Origin of the sequence: Klebsiella sp. CD33 (assembly GCF_051992865.1) — a bacterium.
Classification (GTDB): Bacteria; Pseudomonadota; Gammaproteobacteria; order Enterobacterales; family Enterobacteriaceae; genus Klebsiella; species Klebsiella pneumoniae.
In genome coordinates, this window is the sequence record NZ_CP197023.1 from 2575135 (window position 1) to 2590375 (window position 15241).

Below are 15241 nucleotides of genomic sequence, written 5' to 3' on the forward strand. Positions count from 1 at the left end.
CTAGCGGCGGGTAATGTGCTTCACATTGTACTTACTGGTGTTCTGGTAGATCTCTGAGAAATCGACGATCGCCCGGTTCTGGGCGTAGCTGATCGACTGCACCCGCAGCAGGAGGCTGTTTGGCGCCACCTGCAGCAGCTCCGCCTGCTCACGGGTCGCCAGCACCGGGGTATAGCTGCGGTGGCTCTCAATGATGGTGATATGGCACTCTTTTTTGAAATAGTTGAACTTAGACTGCTCGAGGTTACCCACGCTGAGCCAGGGGAAGGTGGCGAATGGGATATAGCTGTTTTCCACCAGGATTGGGACCTCATCGATCAGCCGCAGCCGTCTGACGTAATACACTTTCTCCCCCGGCTGGATCTTTAACTGCTGGGCAATGGCTGGCGGGGCATCAAGCAGCGTAAATTCAATAACTTTGTTACGGTAGTTGGTGACGCCCACCACCTGCATCTGGTAGTTAAAGCCCTCCAGTTCCCCGCCATGATAGTTACTTTTACGCACAATGCAGGTTCCGCTGCCGTGCCGCCGCGCGATCAGCTTTTCTTCCTCCAGTAGCGCCAGCGCTTTGCGCAGCGTCATCACCGAGACCTTCAGCTCCGCGGCGAGCGCTTTTTCGCTGGGCAGCATATCGCCGACGGCATAGTCGTCGCTGTTGATGCGGGTCCTCAGTTCAGTGGCAATCTTTTTATAAATCACTTTTAGATGTCTCGATGGAGTGGCGCCAGTCAACGGTAACCATGAATAACTTCCTGTAATTAGATGATTATTTTTATCTTGCAGCGAAAAAATCAACAATGACACATCTATAAATCACGCCATATTTATATATCTGTCCAGCAATAATATATATGACTTTCGTCACAGATGGTCCTTTTCCTGCTCGGGTTCCCGGTGGTCTGCTCCTAGTCTGATAAGCCTATTCATCAGGTGATGACAGCGGTCTGCAAAGACGAGAGGACAACCATGATTGGAGTGAAAAAGCTTCAGGACTTTTCCAAGGCGATGATCGGGCCGGTGCTGTATCTGCCAGCTATCGGCCTGTTGATCGCCCTGTTCAGCATGACGACCAACCGGCTGTGGGTGGATGAAAGCAGCGGGCTCTACCTGATGGGGAAATTTGTCTCCAGTATGCTCTGGGCGCTGATGAACCATCTTGGGTTTCTGTTCTGCCTTGGGCTGGCCAGCGGTCTGGCGAAAACCCGCAAGGCCGAAGCGGCCTTCGTGGCGGCCATGACCTGGCTGATGTACCTGGCGGCGAATAATAGCTGGCTAACCCTCACCCATCGCCTGGCGACCGGAGCCACCAACGCGCAACTGTACGGCAGCGGACAAACCTTTATCTTCGGTTTTCAGGTTATCGATATGGGCGTATTCCTTGGGATTATCCTTGGCTGCGCTGTCGCCTTTGTCCATAATCGCGTGGTTGGGATTGAGTTTCGCGGCGCGCTGTCGATCTACGGCAACAGTAAGCTGGTGCTGATCGTGATGCTGCCGCTGGTTGGCGTGTTCGCCATCGCCACCGTCTATCTCTGGCCGGTGGTGGAGCTGGGCATTTCGGCGCTGACCGGCTTTATGAAATCCTTTGGCGCCATCGGGGTCTTCCTGTACGGCTTTCTCAACCGGTTCCTGATCCCCACCGGGCTGCATCATCTGATCTGGTCGCCGTTCGTTTTTACCTCTATCGGCGGTCAGCTGCTGATCGATGGTCAGACCGTCATTGGCGCTAAGCCTATTTTCCTGGCCGAAATCGCCCGCCACCCCGTTGACGCGCTCAGTGATTCCGCCCGTTTCCTCACCTATGGGATGGTGAAGATTTTTGGCACCGCCGGCATGGCGCTCGCCTTCTACCGTACGGCGAAAGCGGAGAATAAGCAGCGGTTGAAAGTCACGCTGATCCCCTTGATTGTTACCTCCGTCCTGGTGGGGATCACCGAACCTTTTGAGTTTCTCTTTATCTTCACCGCCCCATTGCTGTGGCTTATCTACTCCCTGCTGGACGGTTTTTTCCAGATGCTGGCCTGGCTGCTTCACGTCAGGGTCTGCGCCACTAACGGTCTCATCGATTTCGTCGTCTATAACCTCCCGGCGGGAGTCAGCGCGACACGCTGGCCGGTGTTTGTCGCCCTCGGTCTGCTGGAAACCGCGACCATGTACCTGGTCGGCACCTTCTGTATTACCCGTCTGCGGCTGCTCACCCCGGGCCGCGAAACCGCAGCCGAAGATGAGCATTCGCAACAGGCTAATAGCGAGCATCCGGATAAAGGCGCGCTGGTGATTGCCGGGCTGGGAGGGAAAGAGAATGTCTGTGCGGTGGGCAACTGTTTTACCCGTCTGCGGGTTGATGTGCGGGACCCCGCCCTTATCCAGCAGACGCTGTTGAAAGAGAGCGGCGGGAGCAGCGTGCTGATTAAAGGAAACCATGTCCAGGTTATCTATGGCCTGGGAGTTAACAAAATTCGAACGGCGGTCAACGCCAGTCTGGGTGTTACTGAATAACGAGGTGGTAAATGAAAGATAATTTTGTGGTCACCATTGCCGGCGGCGGCAGTACTTATACCCCTGGGATTGTGATGATGTTACTGGAAAATATGTCGCGCTTTCCCCTGCGGGAGATCCGTCTGTATGACAACCATCACCAGCGTCAGAAGACTATCGGCGACGCCTGCGCCATCCTGGTGGCTGAACGCTTCCCACAGGTGAAGTTCAGCTATACCACCGATCCGCAGGCGGCCTTTACCGACGTCGATTTCGTGATGGCGCATATTCGCGTTGGCCTGTATGAGATGCGGGAAAAGGATGAAAAGATCCCGCTGAAATATGGCGTGCCGGGCCAGGAGACCTGTGGTCCGGGTGGGATTGCCTACGGTATGCGCTCGATTGCAGGGGTGCTGGAGCTGGTCGATTATATGCAGCAGTACGCTCCAGGGGCCTGGATGCTCAACTACTCCAACCCGGCGGCTATCGTCGCGGAAGCGACCCGTCGCCTGCGGCCCGACGCGCGCATCATCAACATCTGCGATATGCCGGTGGCTATCGAGGGTCTGTTCGCCGACATCCTCGGCCTGCCGTCGCGCAAAGCGCTGAACGTTCGTTACTATGGCCTGAACCACTTCGGCTGGTGGACCAGCATCACCGATAAAGCCGGTAACGATTTGATGCCGGCGCTGAAGCGTCACGTGGCGGAGCAGGGATACAGCAGCCCAAAAGAAGACTTTCAGCATAAGGCGCCGAGTTGGATCGAGACCTTTAAAAAGGTGAAGGATGTGTTTGCCCTCGATCCGTCGACGCTGCCTAACACCTATCTGAAATACTATCTCTACCCGGACTATGAAGTGGCGCATTCCGACCCGGAGTTTACGCGGGCCAACGAGGTGATGGCCGGACGCGAAAAAGAGGTCTTTGATATGGCCCGGGAGATCACCCGTCGCGGCACGGCGGAAGGCGCGCATTTCCATGCCGGGGCCCATGCCACCTTTATCGTCGACCTCGCCTGCGCCATCGCCTTTAACACCCAGGAGCGGATGCTGTTGATCGTCGAGAACAACGGAGCCATCGCCAACTTCGATGAGACGGCGATGGTGGAAGTCCCCTGCCTGGTGGGCGTTAATGGTCCGGAACCGCTGGCGATGGGGAAAATCCCGTCATTCCAGAAAGGGTTGATGGAGCAGCAGGTGGCAGTTGAGAAACTGGTGGTTGACGCCTGGATTGAGGGCAGTTACCAGAAACTGTGGCAGGCCATCGCCCTGTCGAAAACGGTGCCCAGCGCTTCGGTGGCGAAAGCCATCCTCGATGAACTGATCGTCGCCAACGAAGGCTACTGGCCCGCACTGCACTGATCTTTTTCGTGATGGGTAAGATGCAGAGAATCCCCCTTCTCTGCATTTTTACCCGGTGTTTCCCCCGGTGATGCATTCATCCTTAACCTCCTCCCCCGTGGGCAAAGCGAATCGCTCATTTCCCCCTTCAGACCGGAGGTAAAAGGCCTCTATCTTCATTTTGCCCCGATCGTGACAATGAAATATAAATTCTATTCTTCAATATTATGGCGTAAAAATGTGATCTGCGTAGTATTCTTCGATTTACATTAACCCACTGAAAACAACATCGTTATTACCTCACTGTAAATTTAACCTGCTTTTCATGGGGATATACTCCCTTTAGCCTTTGTGATTGGCTTCATGCATTTACCATTCTGCAACACTGATTTGAAATTAAATTTTCATAATGTGATCTTGTTGCATGTTCATTCCATTTCTTTGTGCCATATTCTTACCACGGTAAATCGCCGGAGCGACAGCAACGTGCCACACCAGAGCGCTGTTCATCGGCAAATGTCGTCGCGACTGACGCACTAAAGACCGCTAACCCGCAAAGGAGAACGGATATCGACTACATCCATGTCAACACCAAGCCGTAAACCTCTTTGACCGCCATTGCTTAGCGTACCCTGCCTTGTGCTGAGCAATTACACAAAGAAGAAAATCATTTAATTCAGTTAGATACGACAACACAGGCGTGATAAATCCTGACTGGGGAGATGTATTTTTATCTTGTGTCGTTCAACAAAATAAAGGGACTACCATGTCATTTATAACAAACCTGAACCAGCAACAGAGAAAACGACTTCATCAGATCACCTTAGTGGCCACCTTCGGCGGCCTGCTTTTCGGTTACGACACCGGCGTTATCAACGGCGCCTTTTCCTCACTGAAGCAGTACATGGCGCTAACCCCAACCACCGAAGGGCTGGTAATGAGCGTTCTGCTGGTCGGCGCCGCGCTGGGCAGCGTGTTTGGCGGCAAATTTGCCGATTACTTCGGCCGGCGTAAATATTTACTCTTTCTCTCCTTTGTTTTTCTCATCGGCGCGTTGCTTTCCGCCGCGGCCCCCGATATCACTACCCTGCTGATTGCCCGCGCCCTGCTGGGCTATGCCGTCGGCGGCGCTTCGGTCACCGCCCCCACTTTTATTTCAGAAGTGGCGCCTACCGAGATGCGCGGCAAGCTGACCGGCCTGAATGAAGTCGCCATCGTCATTGGCCAGCTGGCGGCGTTTGCCATCAACGCGATCATTGGCATCATCTGGGGCCATCTGCCGGACGTCTGGCGCTATATGCTGCTGGTACAAGCGATTCCGGCCATCTGCCTGTTCGTTGGCATGTGGCGCGCGCCGGAGCTACGATCTTTGATGTTGCGGATAGCCTGATAGTGGAGCGAAAACTCCCCGGCGTGAATACCGCGCCGGATATCGGCGGCCATCATATTGCGCTGCCGCGTCTTGTCATCCATTTCACGTTCATACCAGCAAATCTTATGGTCGAGGCTGCTTTTTGCCCGATACATAGCCAGATCGGAATTGCTCAGTATCGTATTAATATCCGTGCCGTCCTCCGGGTAGACTGAGATGCCAATGCTGGCGGAGAGAACCACTTCCGTCGCGGCAAACGTCTGCTTACCGCTGAAGCAGTGCCACAGGCGCGCAGCAAAGGCATCCACTTCACCTTCATCGGAAAAAGGTTTAACGGCCACAAACTCATCGCCGCCGAAGCGGGCGACCATCTCCTCCTTCTGCAGCGTTTTGAGCACGGCGCCCGCCACGCGCTGCAGCAGCTGGTCACCAATCAGATGGCCCTGCAGATCGTTAATCTCTTTAAATTTGTCTAAATCGATCGTGAAAATGGCAAAGCGGCGGGCATCATTTCCAGTGATCAGCTTCTCCACCCGTTCAAAAAACTCCACCCGATTGGGTAAACCGGTTAACGCATCGTAGCGCGCCATCCAGGCGATGCGGTCGTTAATCGCCTTCTGTTCACTAATGTCGCGGGTAATTTTGGCAAAACCCAGCAGGGTGTTCTGCTCATCGCGGATGGTATCGATCATGACATGCGCCCAGAATCGGGACCCGTCTTTGCGATACCGCCAGCCTTCCCCTTCAAACTGCCCGCTACGCAGGGCGATTTCCAGGTTTTTTGCGGGTACACCGGAGAGTTGCTCAGCTTCGCTATAGAAGAGACCGAAGTAGCGACCGATGATCTCATCGCTCAGGTACCCTTTTGCCCGGCGGGCGCCCTCATTCCAGCTAATGACCGTGCCGTCGGCGCTCAGCATATAGATGGCATAATCTTTAACGCTTTCAATAAAGTGGCGATAGGCAATATCCGTCAGGTGATCGTTACTCATGGTACAGCGCTCTCTGTGGCTTGATCGTGGCAAAACGCATTAGATATAGCAGAATTACGCCTATTAAGAATACAAGGAGATAGCCTTTTGTTGGCCTCTTTCTGACCCGGACACCGCAGTAGGCGCGGCGGACGCTCTCGTTAAGCGTAGTGGACCAGGCCGTCCGAAGGAGTGATATTCCCCGCGATTTTTGCACTTAGGTCGCCCACTAATAGTTACTTTTATTGATTAAAAAGTTTGATTGAAAGAATAAATAAAAGGAGTAATGTTAATAATACTTTCTATGGAGGTTAAATATGTTGCGTGATTATTTAAAAGTGGAAAAAGAAGACCAGCTTGTTGAACAACAGAGTCGGCATGACAATAGCCAGCATTATTCTTCGGTGACCGAATGGGTTATTTTAAGTAAAGATGGCCAGCGCAAAGGCCGGGTATCCCTGTTCGACCGCTTCACCACCCGCCGCTCCTGGAGCGACAGTTTCCGCATTACGCAGTTCGATAATGCGGGTAAAGTGGTGGTGGATAAACTCACTGACGCGCTGTAAATCCTTCGGATTCCCGGCCTGACGGGAGACTATTAATACGCAAAATTAACACCTGCATAAAATATATTGATGCGTCGCCATCATGTTATTTTCTTTCTGCATACCGATAATCTAATGGGTAATTTTCGCCATGGTGCACAGCGCGAATTTTTAACCCGAAAAAATGCTGAATATAAGCCCGCTGGTCGGGCTTTTTTGCATGGTGCTCGCCATCTACGCCACAAAATGCCAAGGACATCCCGCGCTGGATTGTATACGATGTATATACGAATCATTACGGTATATATCTATGGGAATCGTCAAAATCTCCGATCTGCTGCACGATGATATTCGTGATGCCAGCAAAGCCATGTCCCGCTCCGTCAATGCCCAGGCGGAATACTGGATCCGTCTGGGCATGATGAGCGAACTCTACCCTGAGCTTAACCACCAGCAGATCAAACTGCTGATGCTGAAATCCGGCTCTGACCGTCTGCTGGAGGTGATCAATGCCATCAATAATCATTAAAACCGCCGACGAACTCGCCCGGCAGCGCCATGCCGGCCAGCTGCTGGCGTCAGTGTTTGATATGCTGGATACTTTTATCGTTCCCGGCGTAACGACGATGGCGATTAACGATCGAGTGGAAGATTTTATCGTCAACCAGCTGCACGCCCGCCCGGCCAGCAAGGGGCAATACGATTTTCCCTATGTGTTGAACACTTCCATTAACGATGTGGTGTGCCACGGGATCCCCAAAGCGACCGAACATCTGCGCTCCGGGATGATTGTTAACGTCGATATCACCCTCGAGAAAGCGGGCATGATTGCCGACTCCAGTAAGATGTACCTGATAGGCGATGTCTCCCCGCTGGCCCGCCGGCTGGTAAAGACTACCTATGAAGCGATGTGGAAAGGCATTGAGGTGGTGAAGCCTGGCGCGACGCTGGGCGATATTGGCCACGCTATTCAGCGCTGGGTGGAGGAACATGGCTATAGCGTGGTCAGAGAATATTGCGGTCACGGCGTCGGTCAGGAAATGCATGAGGAACCGCAGGTGCTGCATTACGGCCGCCCCGGAGAAGGCGCCGTGCTGCAGGAAGGCATGGTGTTCACCATTGAGCCGATGGTCAACCAGGGCGACAGCCGTATCAAAACCAAAAAAGATGGCTGGACGGTGGTTACCCGCGATAAAAAACTCTCCGCGCAATGGGAGCACACCGTGGCCGTTACCGCCAACGGTTTTGAGGTGCTGACGTTACGCGACGATGAACAGTCGCGGATCCGCTGAGTTGCTTCCCTTTCTCTATGACGGTGGGCCGCTTTCCGATCCCGGAGCTCGCTTGGGCGCCAGACGACACCTGATTCTGCCGCCGGGCGGCGGCAATAATTGTTTTCATGAATGATTTCTGCGCGCGCGCCTGCCCGCTGGTTATGGCTGATGCGCGCATAAACCGCACAACGGTTTATCCTTTACCTTCTTGCATCAGCTTACTCTTCATTGCCTTTATCCTACCTTAGCGATAGCGAATAATGACATCCGCTTCACTATGCTGCGCATTTCGCCAGTGAATACTGACCTCACCGCGATTGTCCGGCATGGCGTAGCGAGGACGGTTGTTTGTCAAGGCGACCTGTTCCGGTGAATGGTGCTGGCACGAGACATCGATACGATCGTGCCGGGGGGCAATAACACAGGCCGGATTGATGACCCGTCCTGAAAAATGAACCTGGCCGGAAAGCGCAGCAGACGACGCCAGCGGCGCCAGGCACAGACATAGCAGAGCGAGACGGAATGGAGACATAGCAATCTTCCTTGATAACGGGTGACACTGAGCGGCACAGCATCGTTTCTGTGCCCTACAACCTGCGGCTTCCTGCCGTCACTCCACGCTACTGCAAAATAGCGGCAGCGTAAATGATTATTCCGGGCCACCCGGTCAACTGCCGGGATTAACAGCAACTTTTTCGTAAAATTTGCTCAGAACAGTTATCTCCCGGAAATAATGCATTATACATATGGGACTCTTTTTAATATTTAATGAGATTATACTTACACCAAAAAATAAATAATGTTACAGCTTAACACATCTTATCAATGGGCCTTTACGATGTTCTCCGTATAATCCCGCCCCCGACGGTAATATACATTAGTGATGCTTACCGTTTTTTGTGAACAGAAATAAAAAACATGCTTTAAAAATGTTAAATGCTTTTGTTAACTTGTGATTATTTAATAAGGTTTGAGTATGAAAGAAAAAGGCACCCTGCTGGTTGTTGGTTCACTGCTGGCCTTAAGTCTGGCTACTGTGACCACCGCCCGCGCGGCGGGTACACTGAATTTCACCGGTAAAATTATTAACGAGTCCTGCCAGATCGCCAATAACGGTGGCGATGTTAATGTCGATTTTGGCAACGTCGATATGTCGGCGCTGAAATCCCATGAAGCGAAAACCGCAGAAACGCCGTTCACTATCAACCTCACCGGTTGCCCACTGGCGCAGAACATCAGTATCAGCCTGGAAGGTACTCCGGACACCAACGCTAACGGCACCAGCGCCGCCGTGCTGGCGCTCTCCGACGCCGCGGATACCGCCAAAGGGGTGGGCATTGAAGTCTTCTCTTCCCCTGACGGCTCAACGGAAGGCACTCAGCTGACCTTTGACAAGCAGAGCAAAACGGCGGTTTCGCAAGCCGACGAAAACGGTGATATTGCATTTAACTTTATTGCCGATCTGAAGAGCGATTCCTCACAGGATGTCACTGCCGGCAATATTAATGCCACGGCCAATATTGATATTGTGTACGAATAGAATGTCCTGATTGCCACTTTTCCAAGGGCAGCGTCCCCCTGCCCTTATTCTCATTCCTCGTGACCGGATCCTCAATTATGCAGTGTTATAAAGCGGCTTTTATCCTGAGCCTTCTCTTTTGCCCGTTCCTGGCGTCTGCCGCCGGGGTTGCCATTGCCGGCACTCGTGTCATTTATAATGAACAAAGCCATGAGGCAGACATCACGGTAAAAAACACCAATCCTCACGATCCGGTGCTTATTCAGAGCTGGGTAGACGATCTGGCTGATAATAATAAATCACCGTTTATCGTCACCCCGCCATTGTTCCGTCTGGATGCCGGAGACAGCAACGATCTGCGCGTGTTATTAACCTCGGCGCAAATGCCAAACGATCGGGAAAGTTTGTTCACCCTGAATATCAAAGTGATCCCTGCCAATACCGCGCCGGCTGGCGAGAACATTCTGCAATTTGCTATAAAGAATCAACTGAAGCTCATTTATCGCCCGGCAGGGCTCCCTGGCTCGGCGCTCAACGCGGCGCAGCACCTGCGCTGGCGGGTCAGCGGCAACCACCTGCAGGCGGAGAATGCCTCCCCCTATTATGTGACTATCACCACGCTCAGCTGCGCGGGCCAGAACCAGAAAACGCCGCTTGAGCGCAGCGTGATTGCTCCTCACAGCCGTGAAGAGTATGCCCTCCCCGGCGAGGCCTGCGCCCGCGAGGTGAGCTGGCGCATTCTGGATGACTTTGGCGCTGTGCAGACGTTTAGCGCCCCCGTTTCGGCGCACTAAGCGTCTGATGTCGCGATGCGCCACGGCCTGGCTCATACCGTTACCGTCGTCAGCCTCTCCATCCTGCTGGGCGGACAGAGCGCGCTCTTGCACGCCCAGGCGACCTTTAATATGGATCTGCTGGAGAAAAACGACCATTTGCCGGCAGTGGATCTGCAACGCTTCAATCAGCAGGCGGGCCAGCCGCCAGGCGACTATCCGGTGAGCTGGCAGGTCAACGGCGTCACGCTGGACGCCCGTAAGACCGTCACGTTTCGCCAGAACGATCGCGGACATCTCACGCCCTGCCTTAAGCCGGAAGATCTGCTGCAGGCCGGAGTTAACCCGGCCGTGCTGTCCCAGGCGCCCGGCGCAACGTCCCGCTCATGTCCCGAACTCAACGCACTGCTGCCGGGCAGCACGGTCAATTTCGATTTTGCTCATCAGCGGCTGGTAATGACCATTCCTCAGGCGCTGATGACGCACCGGGCGAGGGATAATGTTCCCTCTGCGCTGTGGGACGAAGGTATTAGCGCCTTTCAGAGTAACTATCGTTATTCAGGCGCCAGCCAGCGTACCCGCGAGGGCAGCACCGAGCGCGATAACTATCTGATGTTGAAAAGCGGCGTGAACGTCGGCGCCTGGCGCCTGCGCGCCAGCAATAGCCTGACCGCCAACAGCGATGATAAGCCCCAGTGGACGACCAGCGGCGCCTGGCTTGAGCGCGACCTGACGCGCTGGCAGAGTGAACTGACCCTCGGGGATACCTTCACGTCGGGCGATGTGTTTGACGCGGTACAGTTTCAGGGAATATCCCTCGCCTCCAGCGATGCGATGCTCCCGGACTCGCAGAAAGGTTTTGCCCCGACCATCCGCGGGATTGCCAGAACCAACGCCCAGGTCACGGTTCGGCAAAATGGCTACGTGCTGTATCAAACCTACGTCACCCCCGGCGCGTTCGTGATTGACGATCTTTATCCCACCGCCAGCAGCGGCAATCTTGAGGTTGCCGTCAAAGAGTCGGATGGCGAAATCCGCCGCTTCACCCAGCCGTATGCTTCGGTGACCAGCATGCAGCGCGAAGGCAGCCTGAAATACAACCTGGTCGCCGGGCGCTACCATAGCGACGATGCCAGCCAGCGACCGTTGATGATGCAGCTGTCGCTGATGCGCGGGTTCGCCCACAACCTGACGCTGTTTGGCGGACTGCAGAGCGCGGCGCAATACCATAACCTCTCGCTCGGCGCAGGACAGGGGTTGGGAGAAGCCGGGGCGCTCTCGCTGCAGCTGTTAAACGCCCGCGACCGGCACCAGCAGGATCCGATCGATGGCCGGGCCTGGCAGCTCCAGTACAGCAAAGGTTTTGATCGTCTCGGCACGCAGTTGACTTTCACCGGCTGGCGTTATTCGCATCAGCGCTATGCCACGCTGAGCGAGGCGTTTTCCAGCCCGGGTAGCGACGACGACCTGCAGGATAGCGACAACAAAAAAGCAACCCTGCAAATCACCGCCAGCCAGAGCCTGCCGTACGATATCACCCTCTATCTGAGTCTCGACCAGGACAGCTACTGGTCAGGGGGCGCCACACAGCGTACCGTCAATATGGGGATCAGCAGCCAGGTTCACGGTATCGCGTGGTCGCTCAGCTACAGCGACTCCCGCAGCAGCCACGGTGACGAGGAGGATGACGAGCCGCATTCCGACAAAGTGGTGACGTTGTCACTTTCCGTGCCGTTGAGCCACCTGCTGCCGGGGAGCTATGCCGGCTATACCCTGACCTCCTCCCGCCACAGCGTTGGCAGTCAGATGGTCAGCCTCAACGGCACATTGCTGGACAATCACGCGCTTAGCTACGCCGTCAGCCAAACCCGCGATCGGCAAAACGGGTCCAGCGGCAGCCTGACGGCCGGGTACAGCAGTGGAAGGGGCGATCTGAATCTCGGCTACAGCCACGATTCGCAGGCCGCTCGTCTGAACTACGGCGCCAGCGGGGGCATTCTGATTCACCGCCACGGGGTAGTCTTTACGCCGGAAATGAATGGCGCTGTCGTCCTGATTGACGCCGGTGGCGCCGGGGGTGTGACCCTCGCCAACCAGAAAACCATCGCCACCAATGGTGACGGGTACGCCGTGCTGCCCTTCGCCACCGCCTATCACCGCAACGACGTCTCTCTCGACAGCCATTCGCTGCCGGAGAATGTGGATCTGGCCAACAGCACCGTGACGCTGGTCCCTACCAAAGACGCGGTGGTTCTGGCGCGCTTTCACACCCACGTTGGCTATAAGGCGCTGTTTACGCTGCAGTCGCGGGGACAACCGCTGCCCTTTGGCAGCGAAGTACGCGCCAAAGACACCAACAGCATCGTTGCCAGCGAGGGTCAGGTGTACCTGGCCGGCCTGGCGCCAAAAGGCACCCTTTATGCGCAATGGGGGCCGGGCCCTCAGCAGCGCTGTAGCGCCCGCTACGATCTCACCCCGACGCTGGCGCAGACCCCCCATCCACTCATTTTACAGCAGACGTTATCATGTCCTTTTTAACTCTCCTGCGTCGGGTCGCCATGACGCTGTTATTTATTCTGTTACCGGCCGCCAGCGGATGGGCCTGTACGCCAGTGTTTGTCCGCGGCCAGGCCTCCACCCTTCGGCTGAACGTGGGGCAGCTCACGGTTCCGGCTGACGCCAGACCCGGCACCCCGCTGTATCATAAAAGTTTCGCCTGGAACCGCCTTAGCGACGGCGGCGAACAGTGGATCCGCTGCGCGGACGATCCGCACGGGCTGTCACCGCTGCTGCTGGACAGTCTGCTGTCCGGGGGAGTGACGCGACCGACGGTTTATCAAACTAACCTCGCCGGCATTGGCGTTCGCGTATCGCTGCGCGCTATCGGCGGCTATGGCGGCTTTCCTGACCGGCCGACGCCCTCGCCGTTTAGCCAACGGGTGGACAATCCCGCCGCCTTGCCCGATGCGGTGTGGAAACTGGGCTATTTCCGCCTGACGATTGAGCTCATTAAAACCGGTCCCGCGGCGACGCCGGGCGAGCTTGAGTATCACAGCGAGCGCTTTTTAATGGCGGAGCATACCCCGCTGGCCGCGTTAGACTTAACCGGCAGGATCAGCACCGCGGGATGTTCAGTGAATGACGCCACGCCAGCCCTGATTAAGCTCCCTGCGGCGATGCTTGACCACTTCGGCGGCGTCGGCAAAACCACCGGCGACACCCCTTTCGCGCTGCAACTGGATTGCAACAGCGCTGTGACTATTTCCCTGCGTGTTGACGGCGCGGAGCCCCTCACCGCCCGGGGGCATGGCGTTCTGCGCAATGACGCCACCGACGATCGGGCGCAGGGTATTGGCGTGCAGTTGCTTTACCATCGTCAGCCGGTCGTACTGAATCATGAGATGACGCTGGGCAGCGCGAGCGCGGGCCGGTTTACCCTGCCGCTCACTGCCCGCTACTACCAGACACGTTCCCGGATCACCGCCGGTCAGGTGTCGGCCGTCGCGACCTATACCTTGCATTATGACTAGGCGATGGCGAACCGACGGATGAAGCGGATGAAGGAATTGCTCTGACCGGCGAATCGTAAGAGAATAGCGCCTACACGCGACGATCTGAGTACACGGGAGTTCATCATCAGCCATTCTCGTCGATTCCCCTTAGCCAGCAAAGTGGCGCTGGCAGGCGCGGCGCTCATCGCCGCTGGCATGCTGTTCAGCTGCACCAGTAAAGCCCCTAAATCCCTTGTCACGCCGCCGAACGCTGCCGCCGTCAAAGCCGGGCAGGCGCACCGGGAGCCGGTGCGCGGCGTGTGGCTCACCACCGTTTCGCGCCTTGACTGGCCGCCGGTCGGGTCGATTATCGCCAGCACGCCGGAGAGCCGCATCACGCAGCAGAAGCTGGCGCTGATCGCTAAACTCGATAACCTGCAGCGCCTGGGGATCAATACCGTCTTTTTCCAGGTGAAACCGGACGGTACGGCGCTCTGGCGGTCGGATATTCTGCCGTGGTCCGATATGCTGACCGGCAAAATCGGCGAATACCCTGGCTACGATCCGCTGCAGTTTATGCTGGATGAAGCGCACAAGCGCGGCATGAAGGTTCACGCGTGGTTTAACCCCTATCGCGTCTCGGTCAACACCAAACCGTCGACGATTGCCGAGCTGAACAACACCCTCACCCAGGTACCGGCCAGCGTGTTCGTCCTGCACCGTAACTGGATCCGCACCGCCAGCGATCGCTTTGTTCTCGACCCGGGCATTCCCGAAGCGCGTGACTGGATCACCAGCATCGTCGCTGAAGTGGTGCAGAACTACCCGATTGACGGCGTGCAGTTCGACGACTATTTCTATACCGAAACCGCCTCTTCCCCGCTTAACGACAACGAGACTTTCCGCCGTTACGGGCAGGGCTATGCCTCGAAGGGCGACTGGCGGCGGCATAACACCCAGCAGCTCATAGCCCAGGTTTCCACCACCATCAAAAAGCTCAATCCGAACGTCGAGTTTGGCGTGAGCCCGGCCGGGGTGTGGCGCAACCGCTCCCACGATCCGGCGGGGTCCGATACCCGGGGCGCGGCCGCCTATGATGAGTCCTATGCCGATACCCGCAGCTGGGTGCAGCAGGGACTGCTCGACTACATCGCGCCGCAGATCTACTGGCCGTTTGCCCGCGATGCCGCGCGCTATGATGTGCTGGCCAACTGGTGGGCCGAGGTGGTTAAACCGACGCATACCCGGCTGTATATCGGCGTGGCGCTGTACAAGGTGGGTGAACCGTCCAAAAATGAGCCTGACTGGACGGTGGATGGCGGCGTGCCGGAGCTGAAAAAGCAGCTCGATCTCAATGAGACTCTGCCGCAGATCCAGGGCACCATCCTGTTCCGCGAAAACAACCTCAATCAGCCGCAAACCCGGCAGGCGGTTAACTATTTGCGCAGCCGCTGGGGGCAGCCGCAGAGCTAGCCGCC

12 protein-coding genes and 2 pseudogenes are annotated in these 15241 nt (G+C 56.0%); 11 read left to right on the forward strand and 3 right to left on the reverse strand.

Features of this window, described 5'->3' with window-relative positions:
- Window positions 1-699, reverse strand: a complete 699-nt coding sequence (locus ACR809_RS12835) for a GntR family transcriptional regulator (protein ID WP_002904825.1) — start codon at window positions 697-699, stop codon at window positions 1-3.
- Between the two features lie 267 nt (window positions 700-966).
- On the opposite strand from ACR809_RS12835, the gene ACR809_RS12840 reads away from it, so the two are divergent.
- From ACR809_RS12840 to ACR809_RS12850, 3 genes and pseudogenes are all read left to right on the forward strand, one after another.
- Window positions 967-2499: a PTS transporter subunit EIIC gene (locus ACR809_RS12840; protein ID WP_099451562.1), complete on the forward strand. Its 1533-nt coding sequence runs from the start codon at window positions 967-969 to the stop codon at window positions 2497-2499.
- 11 nt (window positions 2500-2510) lie between these two features.
- Window positions 2511-3839 (forward strand): 6-phospho-alpha-glucosidase, encoded by a 1329-nt coding sequence (locus ACR809_RS12845; protein WP_004143438.1) that lies wholly within the window; start codon window positions 2511-2513, stop codon window positions 3837-3839.
- Window positions 3840-4584: 745 nt separating this feature from the next.
- Window positions 4585-5178 (forward strand): annotated as a pseudogene (locus ACR809_RS12850) (MFS transporter); the annotation flags it as partial.
- Here the strand turns inward: ACR809_RS12850 and ACR809_RS12855 are convergent.
- Window positions 5178-6182 (reverse strand): annotated as a pseudogene (locus ACR809_RS12855) (diguanylate cyclase domain-containing protein); the annotation flags it as partial. The pseudogenes ACR809_RS12850 and ACR809_RS12855 sit on opposite strands and share 1 nt — an antisense overlap.
- 296 nt (window positions 6183-6478) lie before the next feature.
- On the opposite strand from ACR809_RS12855, the gene ACR809_RS12860 reads away from it, so the two are divergent.
- From ACR809_RS12860 to map, 3 genes are all read left to right on the forward strand, one after another.
- Window positions 6479-6727, forward strand: a complete 249-nt coding sequence (locus ACR809_RS12860; protein ID WP_002904810.1) for a hypothetical protein — start codon at window positions 6479-6481, stop codon at window positions 6725-6727.
- 289 nt (window positions 6728-7016) lie between these two features.
- Complete coding sequence (locus ACR809_RS12865) at window positions 7017-7235, forward strand: ParD-like family protein (RefSeq protein ID WP_002904808.1); 219 nt, start codon at window positions 7017-7019, stop codon at window positions 7233-7235.
- The gene (gene map / locus ACR809_RS12870; protein ID WP_004179825.1) at window positions 7216-7998 is read left to right on the forward strand and encodes a type I methionyl aminopeptidase; all 783 of its coding nucleotides are present in this window, start codon (window positions 7216-7218) and stop codon (window positions 7996-7998) included. Before ACR809_RS12865 ends, map begins: the two co-directional genes overlap by 20 nt.
- A 226-nt stretch (window positions 7999-8224) precedes the next feature.
- Here the strand turns inward: map and ACR809_RS12875 are convergent, their stop codons facing one another.
- The gene (locus tag ACR809_RS12875) at window positions 8225-8512 is read right to left on the reverse strand and encodes a hypothetical protein (RefSeq protein WP_004176193.1); all 288 of its coding nucleotides are present in this window, start codon (window positions 8510-8512) and stop codon (window positions 8225-8227) included.
- A gap of 444 nt (window positions 8513-8956) precedes the next feature.
- On the opposite strand from ACR809_RS12875, the gene ACR809_RS12880 reads away from it, so the two are divergent.
- From ACR809_RS12880 to ACR809_RS12900, 5 genes are all read left to right on the forward strand, one after another.
- A complete protein-coding gene (locus tag ACR809_RS12880) occupies window positions 8957-9520 on the forward strand; it encodes a fimbrial protein (protein WP_004143457.1) in 564 nt (187 codons plus the stop codon).
- 77 nt (window positions 9521-9597) lie between these two features.
- Entirely contained in the window at window positions 9598-10293 is a 696-nt protein-coding gene (locus tag ACR809_RS12885; RefSeq protein ID WP_122051315.1) for a fimbrial biogenesis chaperone, read from the forward strand.
- Between the two features lie 15 nt (window positions 10294-10308).
- A complete protein-coding gene (locus ACR809_RS12890; RefSeq protein ID WP_122051316.1) occupies window positions 10309-12810 on the forward strand; it encodes a fimbria/pilus outer membrane usher protein in 2502 nt (833 codons plus the stop codon).
- Entirely contained in the window at window positions 12798-13802 is a 1005-nt protein-coding gene (locus ACR809_RS12895; protein ID WP_016946380.1) for a fimbrial protein, read from the forward strand. Before ACR809_RS12890 ends, ACR809_RS12895 begins: the two co-directional genes overlap by 13 nt.
- A gap of 141 nt (window positions 13803-13943) precedes the next feature.
- Complete coding sequence (locus ACR809_RS12900; RefSeq protein WP_002904794.1) at window positions 13944-15236, forward strand: glycoside hydrolase family 10 protein; 1293 nt, start codon at window positions 13944-13946, stop codon at window positions 15234-15236.
- Window positions 15237-15241: the final 5 nt, after the last annotated feature.

Coding starts and splice junctions, on each gene's coding strand:
- ACR809_RS12840 (WP_099451562.1), top strand. CDS start 967: ATGATTGGAGTGAAAAAGCTTCAGGACTTTTCCAAGGCGATGATCGGG.
- ACR809_RS12845 (WP_004143438.1), top strand. CDS start 2,511: ATGAAAGATAATTTTGTGGTCACCATTGCCGGCGGCGGCAGTACTTAT.
- ACR809_RS12860 (WP_002904810.1), top strand. CDS start 6,479: ATGTTGCGTGATTATTTAAAAGTGGAAAAAGAAGACCAGCTTGTTGAA.
- ACR809_RS12865 (WP_002904808.1), top strand. CDS start 7,017: ATGGGAATCGTCAAAATCTCCGATCTGCTGCACGATGATATTCGTGAT.
- map (WP_004179825.1), top strand. CDS start 7,216: ATGCCATCAATAATCATTAAAACCGCCGACGAACTCGCCCGGCAGCGC.
- ACR809_RS12875 (WP_004176193.1), bottom strand. CDS start 8,512: ATGTCTCCATTCCGTCTCGCTCTGCTATGTCTGTGCCTGGCGCCGCTG.
- ACR809_RS12880 (WP_004143457.1), top strand. CDS start 8,957: ATGAAAGAAAAAGGCACCCTGCTGGTTGTTGGTTCACTGCTGGCCTTA.
- ACR809_RS12885 (WP_122051315.1), top strand. CDS start 9,598: ATGCAGTGTTATAAAGCGGCTTTTATCCTGAGCCTTCTCTTTTGCCCG.
- ACR809_RS12890 (WP_122051316.1), top strand. CDS start 10,309: ATGCGCCACGGCCTGGCTCATACCGTTACCGTCGTCAGCCTCTCCATC.
- ACR809_RS12895 (WP_016946380.1), top strand. CDS start 12,798: ATGTCCTTTTTAACTCTCCTGCGTCGGGTCGCCATGACGCTGTTATTT.